This is a genomic window from Rhodoferax sp. SPJ21 (genome assembly GCF_058216335.1).
Genome location: NZ_JBYZMO010000002.1, coordinates 164,009 through 181,092, shown reverse-complemented (window position 1 = coordinate 181,092; position 17,084 = coordinate 164,009). Strand labels below are relative to the sequence as shown.

Sequence of the window (17,084 nt, the reverse complement as noted above, 5' to 3'; positions counted from 1 at the left end):
GGTCCACGGCAATGCTGGCCCTCGCGGCGGCGTGCATACCGGTTTAGCCCAGAAGGGGCTCAACGCAGTGAGCCAGGTGTGCCGCGCCTGGATTGGGCTTGTGGCCACAGCGCGCTGGCAGCATAGGCCTGGTTAATCTGAGCGTCGGCCAGATTTTTAAGTAACGCATCCAGATCATCGAAATCGCTTTCGCAGCGCGGATTTCGCAACAGCGTCAGCATGATCTTCTTTGCCTCCTGACCCGTCGCAGAGCTCAACGGGGGGGCTGAAGCACGACCACGCGAATCGAACTGTGGTTGTAGCGCTTGCGCGATGCTGTGTACGGTGGCACCACACCACGGTGGCACCGAATTCAATGTCCCCAGATACTCACCTAACAAGGCCAGTTTGGTGGCAGCGCCGCGCTTGATCAGGTAGGGCACCACCGGAGTGGTGTCACCCTGAAATGCGTCGGTACGAATGGCCGGGCTGGCACCATGCTGCAGAAAGCGCAGGTACAGTGCGTCGGGCATCTCATCCACATATAGCGGTAGCAAACCCAGGCCAGAGGTGGAATCATCCAGACTGGTGAGCCACAGATCACCCCAGCCCAACTGCGTGGACAGGCGCACTGCCGGGTTGACCTTGGCATCCAAGTCGAGCAAGCGGTGCAGGGTGTACTCCAAATTCTGCTTGCGCTGCAGCATGAACTGGTACTCCGCGAGTTGCTTTGCCGTGGCTTGGGGATTTTTGGCCGGGTCATTTTGGTTGATGCGAGCAGGTAAACCCCCGTATTGCCCTACCGCATCGTAGATGGCCGGAAAACCGATCTCGCCGGGTGCGATGGGCTGTGCCACGCGCACCAGTTCGTCAAACAGGGTCCAGCGGGGGCTGGCAACGCCCAGCAACTGCGTCAACGCCGGATTCGACTGCCCAAAGTCAAAGCCCACCCATTCGGGTGCGGCGGTGCCCGAAACGCCCGGCCCGCCGGACTTACCTTCGGGGCAATCGAGCTGGGCTTCGTGCGGGCCACCAATGCCGCCCCAACGCGGGTTGGCGCCATGCTTCAACAATCGCCACACCTGTTCCTCGTACTGCAACTCCACCGTGCTCTGACGTTCTCCATAACCTGCACTCAAACCGGCTGCGCGCAACAACGGCGTGGCGTACATCATGTAACCCCAATCGCCTGCACCGTAGTAGGCGTTGGTCATCTCATTCACATTGGGATTGGCACCCGCCTCCAGCAGCAATTGCATGGCTTCACTGGAACCCAAGGAGTCAAACAGCGCCGTAGCGCAACTTTTGGTTTTACGCCTCTCCAACTGCGGGTGCTGTGCCAGGATTCGTTTGAAGGCTTCAGGCCGAAACGGCCGGTGGCCGACGACCAGCATCAAAATGGTTTCGTTGCGATTCAGTGCATCGACATTCGCCCCCTGCTGAAACAGTAGATTCAACCAGCGCACATCGTAGGGCCGGGGTGCAGGTGCAATTCCCGCCCAATACGCATAGGAGAGTGCAGAAAAACCGTCGCGCGTGGTTTGGTTGGCATCGGCTCCGTGCTGCAGCAACCACGTGGCCGCGTTGAATTGCCGACGTTCCAGTGCACGTATCAGCGCGCTCTTGCCCTTCTCTTGCGCGTCGATTTCTATGCCATTGGCAACGAATTTTTGCAGCCCTGCTACGTCGCCAGCTTCAGCAGCCCCCCAAATGTTTTCGACTGCGACGGGCTCTGCGCTAGGCGACGCGGCCCTGAGCGGTGCGGCATGCCACACGAGGATCCAGAGCAGCAGCCACGCCACGAGTTGGGCCGCGGACTGGAAGATGCGACGCGGAGTTTGCTGCCGCACGAAAAATTCACACCGGAAGGACTGCATTCATGCTCTCCGAAAATACTGGGCCATTGGAAAAAACTGCCCCACCCCCATCGCATCGCCGTCATCTGTTGGTACTGGATTGGGATCGGGTCGAACGGCTTTGGCGGCGTTGAGGAGCGTTTGTTGGTTGCCATCCCATTGAGGGAGTTGGGCGTGCGGGAGCGGCAGGACTTTGTCGAGGTTGGGGAAGCACAGGACGGTGAAAGAAGGCATGGGTTTGTGGTGGAATTTAACGCATTAAATCAGGCTACAGCCCATTCAATACCTGCGCCAGTAGCTATTAAAAAAGGAGCATTAGCCTAAAATAGGAAACAGCTTGTGCAGGCCCTCGGCCATCACCTCCACCGCCAGCGCGGCCAGGATCAGGCCCATCAGCCGGGTCATCACATTGATGCCGGTTTTGCCCAGGATGCGGGCGATGGGCTGGGCCAGCGCGAAGCACAGGGCGGTGGCCAGGCCGATCACCACGCCATAGCCCACCAGCGTCATCAGCTGCCAGAAGGACTTGGCGCGGTCGGCGTAGATCACCACGGTGGACATGCTGGCTGGGCCGGTCAGCAGGGGAATGGCCAGCGGCACCACGGCGATGCTGGAGCCCACGGCGGCGCGCTCAGAGGCGTCCTGTATTTCGTCAGCGTTGGACTTGGCCTCGGCAGGCTGGGCGTTCAGCATGTTCAGCGAAGAGGTCATCAGCAGCAGGCCGCCGCCTACCTGGAAGCTGGCCAGCGAGATATTGAAAAAGTCCAGGATCTGCAGGCCCAGCAGTGCGCTGACGGCGATCACCACGAACACGCTGAACGACGACACCCAGATGGTGCGCTTGCGCTGTGCCGCCGAAAAGCTCTGCGTGTAGTGGATGAAGAAGGGCACGATGGCCAGCGGGTTGACGATGGCCAGCAGGGTGATGAGGGGTTTGGTATCCATGGGCGCAGAGCTTAACGTCCGCCCGCCACATCCACCAGTGCCATGGTGGTGTAGCTGGCCTCGGGGCTGAGTTGCGCTCGCCTTGGCGCGTACCCATGCGCCGCACGGCTTCGCGGGCACACAAAAAGCTGCCAATCACGTTCACGCTGAACATGCGCTGCAGCCGGGCTGCATCCATGTTGTCTACGCGGGTGGTCACATCCACCACGCCAGCGTTGTTGACCAGGGCGCGCAGCGGCCCCAGCTGCGCATCCACCGTGGTGAACAGCCGCACTACCTGGGCTTCGTCGGAAACATCGGCCTGTACCGCGATGGCCTGGCCGCCCTGGGCCTGGATGTCGGCGGCCAGCCGTTCGGCCGCAGCGGCCTGGTGCGCGTAGTTAATGGCCACCGCATAGCCGCGCTGTGCGGCCAGGCGCGCAGTGGCCGCGCCGATGCCACGGCCGCCGCCGGTGACCAGCAATACGGGGCGAGCAGGGGATGGGGTCATGTCAGGCCTTGTCTGTAGAGATGGAACGATACCAGTACCATGCCGCTCTCTGGTAAATCCGTGCCCACTTAGTCCTTTCAGGAGCTGCTTGTATGTCTTCTTCTTTTGTTGATCTCACCGCCGCCGACGGTTGTGTGCTGCCGGCCTACGTGGCTACGCCCAGCGGTGCACCCAAGGGCGCGGTGCTGGTGCTCCAGGAAATCTTTGGCGTGAACCGCCACATCCGCTCCGTGGCCGATGCTTACGCTGCCGCGGGTTATCTGGCCGTGGCGCCGGCCATGTTCCAGCGTGTCAAGCCCGGTGTGGACATTGGCTACACCCCTGAGGATGTGCAGGCCGGTATCGCCTTGAAGGCTGCCGCCGAGGCCCAAGGCGTCACCACCCTGATGCATGACATCCAGGCCGCGCTGGCCTATGCGGCCCGTGCTGGCAAAGTCGGTACCGTGGGCTACTGCTGGGGCGGTTTGCTCAGCTGGCGCGCGGCCAGCCTGGTGCCAGGGCTGAGCGCGGCGGTGACCTACTACGGCGGTGGCATGACCGGCCCCGCCGAAGTGGCACGCCAGCCCCTGGTACCTGTTCTGTCGCACTTTGGCGAACGCGACCACGGCATCAGCCTGGAGTCGGTCAAGGCCTTTGGCCAGGCCCACCCCGGCGTGGACTTGCGCCTGTACCCGGCAGACCATGGCTTTAACTGCGACCAGCGCGGCGCTTTTGACGCCCCGTCGGCCGCCCTGGCACTGGAGCGCTCGCTGGCATTCTTTGAGCGGCACCTGGCATGAGCAAGCTGCAGCTGCATTACTTTCCCAGCACGGCCAGTATGGCGCCGCACATCGTGCTGGAAGAACTTGGCGTGCCGTTCGAACTGGTATGGGTAGACCGTGAACACGATGCGCACAAGTCACCCGACTATCTGCGGCTGAACCCGAACGGCCTGATCCCCGTGCTGGTGGACGGCAGCCTGGTGCTGTACGAGGCCGCCGCCATCTGCCTGCATCTGGCGGACTGCCACCCTGCAGCCAGCCTGGCGCCACCCCTGGCCACGCCCGAGCGTGCGCACTTCTACAAATGGATGGTGTGGTTGACGAACACGCTGCAGGCCGATTTGATCCTGTACTTCTACCCCGAGCGCTGGGCTGACGACGACGCTGGCGTGGCCAGCGTCAAGGCGCACGCCGAAGCACGCGTCGGCAGCCTGCTGGACCAGCTGGAAGCCGAGCTGGCCCGCCACGGCGGCCCCTGGCTGCTGGGCGCACAGTACAGCGCCGTAGACGCCTACGCCCTGATGCTGTGCCGCTGGACCCGCAACTTCACCCGCCCCGCGCGCAGCCTGCCGCAGCTAGGTGCATACCTGCAGCGGGTACTGGCCCGCCCCGCAGTGCAACGCGCCTTTGCGACAGAAAAGATCGGTCAGCCGCTGGTGTAAACAACAGCGGCATCAATTAAACGCAGCGGCGCGAATCTCCCCCTTCCAGAGATACCACGGAACCGGCTCCGCCTGGCCGTTGGTATCGCCCCCTGCAAGGGGGTTGGCGAAGCGACACGCAGTGCGCGCAGCCTGGGGGTGAGCCTAGTCTCTCCAGCGTTCTTCCATAAAGGTGAGCAAGGCTTTCAGCGCCGCGCTGTTGTGGCGGCGCTGCGTGTAGGCGGCGTACAGCCACAGGTCGTTCGACTGAAAGCCCTCCAGCACGGGCTGCAGGGCGCCGCTGTCCAGGTGCTTCTGTATCAGCATGCGCGGCATGTTCACCACCCCCATGTCCTGCAACGCCATGTGCACCAGCGGCGCGCTGTCGGTGGCGTCCATGCGGCTTTGTACCGGCACCAGGTACAGCGCGCCATCCACCGTGAAGCGCCACTCCGGTGGCCCCACCAGGGCATAGGTCAGCGCGTCATGCTCGGCCAGGTCGTCCGGGTGCAGCGGCGTGCCCCGCTGCTGCCAGTAGGCCGGGCTGGCGCAGACCAGCATGTCGATGCTGCGCAGCTTGCGCACGATCAGGTTGGAATCGGTGATGCGGCCAATGCGCAGTGCGAGGTCTATGCCCTCGTCCACCATGTCAATCTGGCGGTTGCTCAGGTCCAGGCTGATGTGCACGTCGGGGTAGCGGCGTATGAAGTCGGCCAGCAAATCGGGCAGCTCGGTGTTGCCCAGGCCCACTGGCGCGGTCAGGCGCAGGCGCCCACTGGGCAGGCGCGAGCGGTGCTTCAGTTCGTCGCGGGTCAGGTCCACGATCTCCAGCAAGGGCGTGCTGCGTTTGAGCAACAGGCTGCCAGCATCGGTCAGGCTGACGGTACGGGTGGTGCGGTTTAGCAGGCGCGTGCCCAGGCGGGCTTCTAGGGCCGCCACGTATTTGCTGACATTGGCCTTGGACACGTCCAGCGTTTTCGCGGCCATGGAAAAGCTGCCGCGCAGAGCGACTTCGCGGAAGGTGCGTATGAGTTCGAGGGTATCCATTGTTTCCGTTGCCGAAACAGTCTTGTTCCATTTCGACCTGTTTAAAGATGAAACTTCGCGCTTATCTGCTATTCACAGTATTAGCAAGCTTGCAAACCCTAGCTTGCAACACTGTGAGTGTGCTTTGAATGCGATGTAACCCAGGAAGACGGGTGCATGGCGACAAGGTTCCCTCTGTTTGATGTTTATGTTTAAAAGGAATCACCATGTCTGCATCTAAATTCGCCGCTTCCGCCCTGATTGCTCTGGCATCCGTCGCCGCCACCAGCGCTGCCTTTGCCGGAAACGACAACAACTATCCCCAGATCAACACCCGCAGCACCTTGAGCCGGGCTGAAGTGCAAGCCCAGCTGGCGCAAGTCCGCAAGGACGGCACGCTGCAAATCGGCAATGACGACAGCTACCCCGTGTTGCCGCAAGTTGCCAGCAACAAGACCCGTGCCGACGTGATCGCCGAGTACGTGGCTGCCCGCAAGGCCGGCCTGATCCCGGTTGAACATAGCTAATCAAGAACAGGCCCGAGGGCGTGCCGTGCTGCCATGCAGTCCTCTGCAAGAGAGGGCGCATGGCGCCAAAGTTCCCTCGCATTACATCCTACTAACAACTCTAAGGAACTACCCCATGTCTACTTCTAAATTCGCCGTTTCCGCCCTGATCGCTTTGGCTTCCGTAGCCGCTACCAGTGCTGCATTTGCTGAAAGCGATAACAACTACCCCCAGATCGCCAGTGTTAGCACCAAGACCCGCGCTGAGGTGCAAGCCGAGCTGGCCCAGGCCCGCAAGGACGGCACGCTGCAAATCGGCAACGACAACAGCTACCCCGTAATCGCCGAAGCCGCCAGCAGCAAGACCCGTGAACAGGTCATGGCCGAGTACGTAGCCGCCCGCAATGCTGGCCTGATCCCGGTTGAACACAGCTAATCTCCGCAAGGTCGATAGTTTCAAGGGCGGTGGCGACACCGCCCTTTTTGCATTTGTGCCTTTTGTGGCTTGGGGCAACCCTGAACAAGTCCCTCGCGGTCTGCGCATCCCTGGCCTCGGGCGTTCTGCGGCGTTGCAAATCCTCGCCATAGCTAAGGCTATGTCTGCGGTTTGCGCCTTGCATCCCATCCCGATCCAAGGCACGCAGTCTCGCGGAGATTTATTCAACGCCGCCTTAGATAAAAATGGCCGCTAGCACATATAAATACTGCGCAAATAGCTATAAACTTTGTAGCAATATGGTGTGTGTGGATTCACAGACCTGCGGCCGCTGGGAACGACTCAAAAAACGCGGATTGCGGCATTGGGGATGCTAAAAATACAAAGGTAACTTGCAATTCGCGCTCGCAAACAACGAAGATAGCGGGTTGACAGCTGGCATGGAGCGCCGATGACTTCCCGTTTGCCCACACTAGACCCACCGCCATCGCACGCAGGCCACACTGCGGTGGAGCCGGGCGCGTCCGGCAACGCAGATGCTGCGCACACCGCAGCCCACCGCGGCAGCTTGCAAGCCTTGATGGATGCAGTCCAGACCAGCATGCCAACCCTGTCATGGGCGGCATACCGTGCGGGAGACACACTGCATCGTATCGAGCAGGGTGTCCCGGCTGCGCACTGGCCCGAAGCGCTTGCCCAAGAGGCATTCGACGCGTTTTGCCAGGACCAGGGGTTGCACCGGTGGGTCACCGGCCAGGGTGAAAGCGCCTTGGGTTGGTTGCTGGCTCCGCACGGCGAAGCCGGCAACCCGTACTTGGCGGATCTGGCGCACAAGCTGGGATTGCGCCTGCAGACCGACGCACTGGCCCGGGCCCAGGCCAGCCAGCGGGTGCTGTTTGAAATCACCTACCTGGCCAGCTCCACCCGCGAGCGCCGGACCTTTCTGCAAGGTGTGCACCGCCATCTGTCCACCCTGATCGATGCCGAAAACTTCTATCTGGCGCTGTACGACAGCCAAGACGACAAGGTCACCTATCCGTACTACATCGACAACGCCGATGCGTTTGAGACCGAGGAGCATGAGTCCATCGACCGCCAGCGCCTGTCCATGACCCACTATGTGCTGACCACTGGCCAGGCCCTGTTCATTGACGCCACGGACATTGCCGCAGCGCAGGCGCAAGGGCGCTTTTACTGCGTGGGCCATCGCCCAGAGTTCTGGATGGGGGTGCCGCTGAAGAACGCTTCGGACGAAGTGTTCGGCATGCTGGCGATGCAGGTCTACGACGTATCGCGCATCTACAGCGTGGAGGACCGCGAGTTGTTTCTGGTGGTGGCGCGCCACGTGGCCATGGCGCTGGACCGGATTCTGCACCGCGCCCACCTCGAAGAAACCGTGGCCCGGCGCACGCTGGAGCTGTCCACCCTGAACGACGCGCTCCGCCACGAGGTGGCCGACCGCGAACGTGCCGAGCACCTGCAGCGCGCCTTGTTCCAGATCACCGAACTGGCCAGCCAGCCGGGCGACATGGCAGAACTGTTCCGTGGACTGCACGGCATCGTGGGTGAGCTGCTGTTTGCTCGCAACTTCTACATCGCGCTGTTTGACGATGCGACCGCCGAGGTGACCTTTCCGTACTATGTGGACCAATTCCGAGACAGCCCGCCCAAGCCCCGGCGTGGTGAGCGCGGCGCGACTGAATATGTGATTCGCCAGCGCCGCCCGTGCCTGATGAACCGCCAGGAGGCTCAGCGCTTGGACAGCCTGGGTGAGATTGCGGTGCAGCACGACCCTAACCAGTCCTACTCCTGGCTGGGAATTCCGCTGTTCGATGGCGACACGGTGCGCGGCGTGCTGGCGGTGCAAAGTTATTCGGCCGACATCCACTATTCCCTGCGCGACCAGGAATTGCTGACCTTTGTATCCCGGCACATCGACACGGCCTTGTCCCGGCGCAGCGCGGCCGAAGCCATCCACACCGCCAATATGCGGCTGGAAGCACGGGTGCAGGACCGCACCCGCGAGCTGGACCACGCCAATGCGAAGCTGCAGCATGAAAACGCCCACGACTCGCTGACCGGCCTGCCCAACCGCGCCCACTTGCAACAACGCCTGCACAGCGCCTGGCAGGCCTTTTGCGCCCATGGCCACGAGCTGGTGGTGATGTTTATCGACCTGGACCGCTTCAAGATGGTCAACGACAGCCTGGGCCACCACTGCGGCGATCTGCTGCTGGTCCAGGTCGCGCAGCGCCTGCGCCACTGCATGCGCGACAGCGATCTGCTGGCCCGTCTGGGCGGCGACGAATTTGCGGTACTGGCCTTTGGTGCATCGCCGGAGGTCACGGCGGCCATAGCCGAACGCATTGTGCAGGCCTTCGACCTGCCGTTCCATGTGGATGGGCACACGGTGTTTTCATCCTGCAGTGTCGGCGTGGTGGGTGCCAACAGCCAGTTCCACCAGGAGCCGGCCGACCTGCTGCGCGATGCCGACACGGCGATGTACCGCGTCAAAAACGCCGGGCGCGACAGCTATGCGTTGTTCAGCCAGGAAGTGCGCCGCGAGGTGTCCGACCAAATGGAGCAGGAGACCGCCCTGCGCAACGCGCTCAAACGCACAGATGAATTGCTGCCGTATTTCCAGCCCATCCTGGATGTGCAGAGCGGCGCCATTGTGGCTTTGGAGGCCTTGATCCGCTGGCACCAGCCGGGCGGCAATATCGTCGCACCCGGTCAGTTTTTGCCCGCGCTGGAGGGCTTGCGACTGATCGGTAGGCTGGACTTCTACATGCTGCACAGCGTGGTGGAGATCCTGGCGCAGCCCGCGCACGCGCACTGGCCGACCGTGCATGTGAACTGCTCCAGCTACAGCATCACCCGCAGCGAATTCTCCAGCGAAGTGCTGAGTCTGTTGGCCGAATATGGCGTGGCGCCCTCGCGCATCTGCCTGGAGCTGACTGAAGGCGCCCTGGTGGCCGAACCCGAGCTGGCGCGCCAGGCCATGAAGCACCTGGCCGACAACGGCGTCTCGGTGGTGCTGGACGATTTCGGCGCGGGCTTCTCGTCGCTGAGCTACGTGCACCAGTACCACTTCAGCGGCTTGAAGATCGACAAGTCTTTCATCCTGGAGCTGAGCGCCAGCCCGCGCAGCCGTGCCATCGTCCGGGCCATTGTGCGCATGGCCGAATCGCTGGGTTTGAGCGTCGTTGCCGAGGGGGTGGAAGATGCCGAAACCTTGGCCTTGCTGCGCGATATGGGCGCCGGCCAGGCGCAGGGCTACTACTTCTCCAGGCCAGTGCCCAAGGAGGTGTTGGACCTCAGCCTTCTGCCCGCCGTGTAGCTACGCGACCGGGATAGTTTTTAACGGCCGGTGCGTGCCAGATACCGGTTGCGCCAGAACAGCAGCACCATTCCCAATGCAATGAGCACCATCGCGCCCATGGCCCACCAGAAGCCGCCTTGCCGGTGCAGCAGGGGGATCACCTCGAAGTTCATGCCGAAGATACCGGCGATCAGGTTCAGCGGCAGGAAGATGGCGGTCAATACCGTCAGCGTCAGCATGATGTCGTTGGTCCGGTTGCCCTGCACGCTGAAGTGCATCTGCACCGCCGTCTCAACGCTTTGCTCCAGCCGCCGCACATGGTGCACCACCCGTTCAATGTGTTCCAGCACATCGCGGCTGCGCACTTGTAGCAGCTCGCGTTCGCGCAGCTCGGCCATGCCTTGTGCGTCCGGCCAGGTTTTTACCGCCTCGATCCAGTCCTGGATGGACGAGCGCTGTTCTTCACACACATCGTCCAATTGGTGCAGGGTCAGCCGCGCGTCCAGCAGCGCGCTCCAGTTGCTGAAACGGGCCCCAGGCTTGAGCAGCTCGCTCTGCCAATGGTCCAGCTGGCGGGTCAGTTCGCGGCGCAGGTCCAGGTAGCCATCGACCATGGTGTTGACGATGCGCAGCATCAAATCGGCCGGGCTGGTGGGTACGCGGGCGCCGGTGGCCCGCAGCTCGGTGGAGGTGGCGGCCAGCAGCTTCTCGGCATAGCTGTCGCGCACCGCGCAGTCGCTGGGGTGTACGGTCAGCAACACCTGGTCGAACACCGCAAAGCCCACCGGGTTGGTGTTGATGCGGCGCAGGATGGGTGGGCCGCCGCGCTTCATCGGCTGGCCTGGCGGTACGGCGGGTGCATCCGATCCAGCCTCCTTGGGGCCGGCCGCCAGCCGGCGAAATACCAGCAGGTCGTATTGCGATGTGTAGTCGTAGTGCGACGGCAGCTGGTTGTTCAGCAAATCGGACACGTGCAGATCCACCAGTTGCTGGCCACAGAGCTGTTGCAGCGTGGACTGCAGCAGCGCCTGCTGGACTTCAAATTCGCTCCGTGCGCAGGCGATCCAGACGTAGCCGCCCGGCACCGGCGCGCTGGGCAGGGCGGTGTTTTCCACCACACTGGTGCCGACAATTGTGAAGATCCGCATGGTGTTAAAAATTTATAAGAAATAGGCCGTTGGCGCAGGTTCTATCTGCGCAGACAGCTATTATTTTAGGAGCTTACGCGTTCTGTGCCTGGAGCAGGCGGGCGGCGGCGATGGCGCTGTAGGTCAGCACGCCGTCGGCCCCGGCGCGCTTGAAGGCCATCAGGCTCTCCAGCACCACGCGGTCGTGGTCCAGCCAGCCGTTTTGCACGGCGGCCTGCAGCATCGCGTATTCGCCCGACACCTGGTAGGCGAAGGTGGGCACGCGGAATTCGTCCTTCACCCGGCGCACCACGTCCAGGTAGGGCATGCCGGGCTTGACCATCACCATGTCCGCGCCTTCGGCGATGTCCATGGCCACCTCGCGCAGAGCTTCATCGGTGTTGGCTGGGTCCATCTGATAGGTCTTTTTGTCGCTCTTGCCCAGGTTGGCGGCCGAGCCCACCGCGTCGCGGAACGGGCCGTAGAACGCGCTGGCGTACTTGGCGCTGTAAGCCATGATCTGTGTGTGGATGTGGCCCCGCGTCTCCAGCGCCTGGCGGATGGCGCCGATGCGCCCGTCCATCATGTCGCTGGGGGCGACGATGTCCACCCCGGCATCGGCCTGGGCCAGCACCTGCTGCACCAGGGCGGCGATGGTGGCTTCGTTCTGGATGTAGCCGTTTTCGTCGGGCAGGCCGTCCTGGCCGTGGCTGGTGTAGGGGTCCAGCGCCACATCGGTCATCACGCCGAGTTCGGGGAAGCGCTTTTTCAGTTCCCGCACCACGCGCGGCACCAGGCCTTCGGGGTTGAAGGCTTCTTCGCCGCCGTAGGTCTTCAGCGACTGGTCGATCACCGGGAACAAGGCCATCACCGGGATTTGCAGCTTCACGCATTCCTCGGCCACCGGCAGCAGCAGGTCTAGGCTCAGGCGCTCCACGCCGGGCATGGAGGCCACGGCTTCGCGGCGGTTGGTGCCCTCGTGCACAAACACCGGGTAGATCAGGTCGTGGGCGGTCAGGGTGTTTTCACGCACCAAGTTGCGGCTAAAGGCTGCGCGGCGCAGGCGGCGGGGCCGGCCGGCGGGGTAGGGGGCGTAGGGGGTGGAGGAGGTCATGGACAAAATTGTGCCCCATCCGCTCAGGCTTGCCGGAATATCCAGATAAGCCCTCTTGAATCCCGGTGGGGCCTTTGCTAAATTGCTTTCAGGGCGGCTTGCCGTCCTCCCGCTTTACCTCCCTGAGCGGGGCCCAGCGGTCCACGACCCACGGGCTTAGCACCCCGGCCTCTGGCCGGGGTATTTTTTTGGTGAATAGGAACACCCCCAGGCTGCGCGCGCTATGCGTCGCTACGCCAACCCCCTTGCAGGGGGCAACAGCAGTGGCCCGGCAAAGCCGGTTCCACGCTGTTCACGAAGGGGCTTCATTCGGGTGGTGCTTGGTTTTGCCTGCCCTGGGCTATGCTCTCACCATGCTCTGGGTCAAGTCCTTCCACATCGTCTTCATCGCCAGCTGGTTTGCTGGTCTGTTCTACCTGCCGCGCATCTTCGTCAATCTGGCGATGGTGCCGCCGGACTCGCTGGCCGAGCGTGAACGTCTGTTGCTGATGGCGGGCAAGCTGTTGCGCTTCACCACCTTGCTGGCCGTGCCGGCGGTGCTGTTCGGCGCCTGGCTGTGGCTGGGCTACGGCATTGGGTGGGGGCCGGGCAATGGCTGGATGCATGCCAAGCTGACCCTGGTGCTGCTGGTCATCGGTTACCACCACAGCTGCGGCGTGCTGCTGCGCAAGATGCGCGCCGGCGCCCCCATGCGCAGCCACACCTGGTACCGCTGGTTCAACGAACTGCCGGTGCTGCTGTTGCTGGCCATCGTGATTCTGGTGGTGGTGAAACCCTTTTAACCTGGAGGGCCTGTCCTGGGATGCACAAGACCTCGGCTTGGCCGCTCGCCTGGTTGTATGTCGGGCTGGTGCTGTATGCCAGCCTGTATCCCTTTGACGGCTGGCGCGACCAGGGCATCACGCCCTGGTTTTTTGTGACCGCGCCGCTGCCGAAATACTGGACCGGGTTTGACGTGGCCATCAACGTCACCGGCTACGCCCCACTGGGTTTTTTGTGGGCGTTGAGCGGCCTGCGCTCGGGCCGCACCCGGGTGCCGGTGCTGGCGGCCACGCTGGCGGCTTGTCTGTTGTCGCTGGCGATGGAGATGCTGCAGAGTTATCTGCCGGTGCGGGTGCCGTCGAATGTGGACTGGGCTCTGAACAGCGCCGGGGCTCTTCTGGGGGCTGTTGCGGCGACGCTGCTGGAATGGCTGGGTGCGATCGACCGCTGGAGCCGCTTCCGCGACCGCTGGTTTGTCAGCGATGCGCGCAACGCCCTGGTGCTGCTGGCGCTCTGGCCGGTGGCCCTGCTGTTCCCTGCCGCCGTACCGCTGGGCCTCGGTCAGGTGCTGGAGCGGGTCGAGGCCGGTCTGGCCGAGATGCTGGCAGACACGCCTTTTCTGGACTGGTTGCCGGTGCGCGATGTCGAGCTGCAGCCCCTGGTGCCGGGGGCTGAGCTGCTGTGTGTGCTGCTGGGCGCGTTGATTCCGTGCCTGCTGGGCTATTGCGTGCTGCGCCAGGTACGCCAGCGCCTGGTGTTTGCGCCGCTGATCCTGCTGCTGGGTCTGGCGGCGGCGGCAGTGTCGGCCGGCCTGAGCTATGGCCCCATCCATGCGCTGCAGTGGTTGACCCTGCCGGTGCGCGTGGGTTTGTGGGCCGGCTTGGCGGTGTCCGTGGCCCTGGTCTGGGTGCCGCGCCGGGCCTGTGCGGCGCTGCTGCTGCTGGCCTTGGCCGTACACCTGGGTGTGCTGAACCAGGCGCCGGCCAGCGCCTACTTCGCACAAACTTTGCAAACCTGGGAGCAGGGCAAGTTCATCCGCTTCAATGGTCTGGTGCAGTGGCTGGGCTGGCTGTGGCCCTATGTGGCACTGGCCGTGGTGGTGGGCCGCATCGCCCGACCCGCAGCGGAAAACTAAAATACCCCCATGACTGACAACACCACCCCAGCTGCACCCACCGGGTCGTACTACGGACGCCATATCTTCTTCTGCCTGAACGACCGCACCAACGGCGAAGACAGCTGCGCCCACCACAACGCCCAGGCCGGCTTCGACCGCTGCAAAGCGCTGGTCAAGCAGGCGGGCCTGTCTGGCCCTGGCCAGGTGCGCGTCAACAAGGCCGGTTGCTTGGACCGCTGCGCCGCTGGCCCGGTGGCTGTGGTCTACCCGGAAGCGGTCTGGTACAGCTTCGTGGACGAAAGCGATATCGACGAAATCGTCGAATCGCACCTCAAGAACGGCAAGGTGGTGGAGCGCTTGGTGACGCCAGCCCACCTGGGTCGTTGATTTAAGCTTTTTAGGCCGCCGGCGCAGGTATTGCCTGCGCTGGTAGCTATCAATTTGGTAGTAATCTCGTGAATGCATCTACCCAGCGTTTGACCCTGAGCGGCGCCGCCGGCGCCATAGAAGCCGCCCAGGACGCGCCTGCAGGCGAGTCGCGCGGCATCGCCGTCATCGCCCACCCGCACCCCTTGTTTGGCGGCACCATGGACAACAAGGTGGTGCAAACCATGGCGCGGGCCTTTGTACAGGCCGGCTGGACGGCGGTGCGCTTCAACTTTCGCGGTGTCGGCGCCAGTGCCGGGTCGCACGACGAAGGCCGTGGCGAAATGGAAGACCTGTTGGCCGTAGTGGCGCAGACGGCACCGGCCGGCCAGCCGCTGGCCCTGGCGGGGTTTTCCTTCGGCGCCTTCGTCACCACCCACGCAGTGCGGGCGCTGTGGGACAGCCGCCCGGTTGAAAAGCTGGTGCTGGTCGGGACTTCCACCGCGCGGGCACCCGCAGCCACCCTGCCGCCAGCGGTGCACGAGCGCACCCTGGTCGTCCATGGTGAGCAGGACGACACCGTTGCCCTGGCCTCTGTCATGGACTGGGCGCGGCCGCAGATACTTCCTGTGACGGTTGTGCCAGCAGGCGGGCATTTTTTTCACGGACAATTGCCGTTGTTGAAAAATCTGGTGCTGCGCCACCTGCATGCATGAAACTTTGCGGCCCTGCCAGGGGTCGCACCGGGGGTTTCCCCTGACCCGGGTGGCCACTGCGCCACCCGTCCTGTTGACCTCTCACTCTCCATTCCCATCCATGAAATACTTCTTGCAGGCTGTTGCTGCACCCTTGTTGGCCTCTGTTTCTTTGCTGGCGGCAGCCCAACCGGTGGCCGGCCCTGAAATCGCGGCCAAGGCCTATATGGTGCTGGACGTCACCGCCAACCAGGTCTTGCTGGAAAAAGACATCGACATGCCGGTCGAGCAGGCCTCGTTGACCAAGCTGATGACCGCTTACCTGGTGTTCGACGCGCTGCGCAGCAAAAAAATCAGCCTGACGCAAACCCTGCCGGTCAGCCTCAAGGCCTGGAAGATGCCCGGCTCGCGCATGTTCATCGACCCCAAGATGCAGGTGCCGGTGGAAGACCTGATCAAGGGCATGATCGTCCAGTCGGGTAACGACGCCACCATGGCACTGGCCGAAGGCGTGGGCGGCACGGAAGAGCATTTTGTGGAAATGATGAACCAGCAGGCCAAGGCCCTGGGCATGAAAGCCACCAGCTACCGCAACCCCGAAGGCCTGACCGAAGCCGGCCACATCACCACTGCGCGCGACTTGAGCATCTTGGCGACCCGGCTGATGCGTGATTTTCCAGAGTACGCGCACTACGACGGCATGAAGAAGTACCACTACCCCGGTACGCCCGTCAGCAATGAAAACAACCGCAACGGCCTGCTGTTCCGTGACCCGACGGTGGATGGCCTGAAGACCGGCCACACCGATGCCGCAGGCTACTGCCTGATCGCCACCGCCAAGCGCGACTTCCCCAACCTGGGCAGTCGCCGCATTCTGACCATCGTGCTGGGCACGGCCAGCGAAAACGCCCGCCTGAACGAATCGCAAAAGCTGCTGAACTGGGGCTACACCGCCTATGAAGGCGTCAAGCTGTTTGACGCCAACCAGGCCGTGGTCACGCCGAATGTCTGGAAGGGCAAGGATGCCACCGTCAAGCTGGGCCGTCCCGAAGCTGTGGTGGTGGCCGTGCCTGCCGGCAGCGCCGCCAAGGTCAAGACCGAAATCCAGCGGCCCGATCCCCTTGTGGCGCCTTTCACCAAGGGTCAGGCCGTGGGCTCTTTGAAGGTGGTTTTGGGCGACCAAACCCTGCAAACCGTCCCCTTGGTGGCCTTGGACGGTGTGGAGCAGGCCGGCATTCTGGGCCGCGCTTGGGATTCCATTCGTTTGTGGATTAAGTAATTTGCATAAGTGAGCGCATGCAAACTTGTTAAAACAACAGCAGGTTTGCACTCGCTGATTCAAAAAGCTATACTCGAAGGCTTTTCGGAACTTTCCGAAGGGATTCACGTTTTCTGTTAGTTTTAAACGTTTAGGGACGTTTTCTTTGTCAAGGAGGCTTTAGTGCCAACCATTAACCAGCTAGTACGTCAGGGACGCGAGGTCGAAACGATCAAGTCCAAGAGCCCTGCGATGCAAAATTCTCCGCAACGCCGTGGCGTTTGCACCCGCGTCTACACCACGACGCCTAAAAAGCCTAACTCCGCTCTGCGTAAGGTTGCCAAAGTGCGCCTGACCAACGGTTTTGAGGTCATCTCCTACATCGGCGGCGAAGGCCACAACCTGCAAGAACACAGCGTTGTGCTGGTTCGCGGCGGCCGTGTGAAGGATTTGCCCGGTGTGCGTTACCACATCGTGCGCGGTTCGCTCGACTTGCAAGGCGTGAAAGACCGCAAGCAATCGCGTTCCAAGTACGGCGCGAAGAAGCCAAAGGCTAAGTAAGCCCTCGGTTTTTAGTATGTATCGGTGCTGTTTCCCGCGTGGCGCGGTGATGCAGCGTAGTGACCCGCTGTGGGTCGAGTAAGTGAAAACCAAAATGGTTTTTGCGGTGTCTGCCAAGACGC

General features: G+C 62.7%; 17 protein-coding genes and 1 pseudogene. 11 read left to right on the top strand and 7 right to left on the bottom strand.

The annotated features are described in order from the left end of the window. Positions 1 to 59 precede the first annotated feature (59 nt). The 4 genes and pseudogenes from AC4BBN_RS08625 to AC4BBN_RS08610 all read right to left on the bottom strand — a co-directional run. A complete protein-coding gene (locus AC4BBN_RS08625; protein WP_490591575.1) occupies positions 60 to 1,856 on the bottom strand; it encodes an ankyrin repeat domain-containing protein in 1,797 nt (598 codons plus the stop codon). Then, positions 1,857 to 2,069: a hypothetical protein gene (locus tag AC4BBN_RS08620; protein WP_490592890.1), complete on the bottom strand. Its 213-nt coding sequence runs from the start codon at positions 2,067 to 2,069 to the stop codon at positions 1,857 to 1,859. 81 nt (positions 2,070 to 2,150) lie between these two features. Continuing rightward, complete coding sequence (locus AC4BBN_RS08615; protein ID WP_490591574.1) at positions 2,151 to 2,780, bottom strand: MarC family protein; 630 nt, start codon at positions 2,778 to 2,780, stop codon at positions 2,151 to 2,153. A 79-nt stretch (positions 2,781 to 2,859) separates the two neighbouring features. Next, positions 2,860 to 3,270, bottom strand: a pseudogene (locus AC4BBN_RS08610) (SDR family NAD(P)-dependent oxidoreductase); the annotation flags it as partial. Between the two features lie 92 nt (positions 3,271 to 3,362). Here AC4BBN_RS08610 and AC4BBN_RS08605 point away from each other — a divergent pair. Together AC4BBN_RS08605 and AC4BBN_RS08600 are read left to right on the top strand one after the other, a co-directional pair. Beyond that, positions 3,363 to 4,049 carry a dienelactone hydrolase family protein gene (locus AC4BBN_RS08605; protein ID WP_490591573.1) on the top strand — a complete coding sequence of 229 codons (687 nt, stop codon included), beginning with the start codon at positions 3,363 to 3,365 and terminating at the stop codon, positions 4,047 to 4,049. After that, positions 4,046 to 4,693 carry a glutathione S-transferase family protein gene (locus tag AC4BBN_RS08600; RefSeq protein WP_490591572.1) on the top strand — a complete coding sequence of 216 codons (648 nt, stop codon included), beginning with the start codon at positions 4,046 to 4,048 and terminating at the stop codon, positions 4,691 to 4,693. The genes AC4BBN_RS08605 and AC4BBN_RS08600 overlap by 4 nt, the downstream gene beginning before the upstream one ends. Before the next feature lie 144 nt (positions 4,694 to 4,837). Here the strand turns inward: AC4BBN_RS08600 and AC4BBN_RS08595 are convergent, their stop codons facing one another. Continuing rightward, complete coding sequence (locus AC4BBN_RS08595; RefSeq protein ID WP_490591571.1) at positions 4,838 to 5,719, bottom strand: LysR family transcriptional regulator; 882 nt, start codon at positions 5,717 to 5,719, stop codon at positions 4,838 to 4,840. 206 nt (positions 5,720 to 5,925) lie between these two features. Here AC4BBN_RS08595 and AC4BBN_RS08590 point away from each other — a divergent pair, with 206 nt between their 5' ends. The 3 genes from AC4BBN_RS08590 (at position 5,926) to AC4BBN_RS08580 (ending at position 9,980) form a co-directional block, all read left to right on the top strand. Continuing rightward, on the top strand, positions 5,926 to 6,225 hold the full coding sequence (locus tag AC4BBN_RS08590; protein WP_490591570.1) for a DUF4148 domain-containing protein: 300 nt from the start codon (positions 5,926 to 5,928) through the stop codon (positions 6,223 to 6,225). Positions 6,226 to 6,340: 115 nt separating this feature from the next. Beyond that, positions 6,341 to 6,640 (top strand): DUF4148 domain-containing protein, encoded by a 300-nt coding sequence (locus tag AC4BBN_RS08585; protein ID WP_490591569.1) that lies wholly within the window; start codon positions 6,341 to 6,343, stop codon positions 6,638 to 6,640. Positions 6,641 to 7,091: 451 nt separating this feature from the next. After that, positions 7,092 to 9,980 carry a sensor domain-containing phosphodiesterase gene (locus tag AC4BBN_RS08580; RefSeq protein WP_490591568.1) on the top strand — a complete coding sequence of 963 codons (2,889 nt, stop codon included), beginning with the start codon at positions 7,092 to 7,094 and terminating at the stop codon, positions 9,978 to 9,980. A 20-nt stretch (positions 9,981 to 10,000) separates the two neighbouring features. Here AC4BBN_RS08580 and AC4BBN_RS08575 read toward each other — a convergent pair whose 3' ends face one another. Together AC4BBN_RS08575 and hemB are read right to left on the bottom strand one after the other, a co-directional pair. Further along, on the bottom strand, positions 10,001 to 11,110 hold the full coding sequence (locus AC4BBN_RS08575) for a magnesium transporter CorA family protein (RefSeq protein ID WP_490591567.1): 1,110 nt from the start codon (positions 11,108 to 11,110) through the stop codon (positions 10,001 to 10,003). Between the two features lie 73 nt (positions 11,111 to 11,183). Beyond that, on the bottom strand, positions 11,184 to 12,203 hold the full coding sequence (gene hemB / locus AC4BBN_RS08570) for a porphobilinogen synthase (protein ID WP_490591566.1): 1,020 nt from the start codon (positions 12,201 to 12,203) through the stop codon (positions 11,184 to 11,186). 353 nt (positions 12,204 to 12,556) lie between these two features. On the opposite strand from hemB, the gene AC4BBN_RS08565 reads away from it, so the two are divergent. The 6 genes from AC4BBN_RS08565 to rpsL all read left to right on the top strand — a co-directional run bounded on the left by AC4BBN_RS08565 (position 12,557) and on the right by rpsL (position 16,962). Next, positions 12,557 to 12,985, top strand: a complete 429-nt coding sequence (locus AC4BBN_RS08565) for a CopD family protein (protein WP_490591565.1) — start codon at positions 12,557 to 12,559, stop codon at positions 12,983 to 12,985. A 20-nt stretch (positions 12,986 to 13,005) separates the two neighbouring features. After that, entirely contained in the window at positions 13,006 to 14,100 is a 1,095-nt protein-coding gene (locus tag AC4BBN_RS08560; protein ID WP_490591564.1) for a VanZ family protein, read from the top strand. Between the two features lie 9 nt (positions 14,101 to 14,109). Further along, complete coding sequence (locus AC4BBN_RS08555; RefSeq protein WP_490591563.1) at positions 14,110 to 14,469, top strand: (2Fe-2S) ferredoxin domain-containing protein; 360 nt, start codon at positions 14,110 to 14,112, stop codon at positions 14,467 to 14,469. Positions 14,470 to 14,537: 68 nt separating this feature from the next. After that, positions 14,538 to 15,164 (top strand): alpha/beta hydrolase, encoded by a 627-nt coding sequence (locus tag AC4BBN_RS08550; protein ID WP_490591562.1) that lies wholly within the window; start codon positions 14,538 to 14,540, stop codon positions 15,162 to 15,164. A gap of 100 nt (positions 15,165 to 15,264) precedes the next feature. Further along, positions 15,265 to 16,422: a D-alanyl-D-alanine carboxypeptidase family protein gene (locus AC4BBN_RS08545; protein ID WP_490591561.1), complete on the top strand. Its 1,158-nt coding sequence runs from the start codon at positions 15,265 to 15,267 to the stop codon at positions 16,420 to 16,422. A gap of 162 nt (positions 16,423 to 16,584) precedes the next feature. After that, on the top strand, positions 16,585 to 16,962 hold the full coding sequence (gene rpsL, locus AC4BBN_RS08540; protein WP_011466063.1) for a 30S ribosomal protein S12: 378 nt from the start codon (positions 16,585 to 16,587) through the stop codon (positions 16,960 to 16,962). The last annotated feature ends 122 nt before the right edge of the window (positions 16,963 to 17,084 follow it).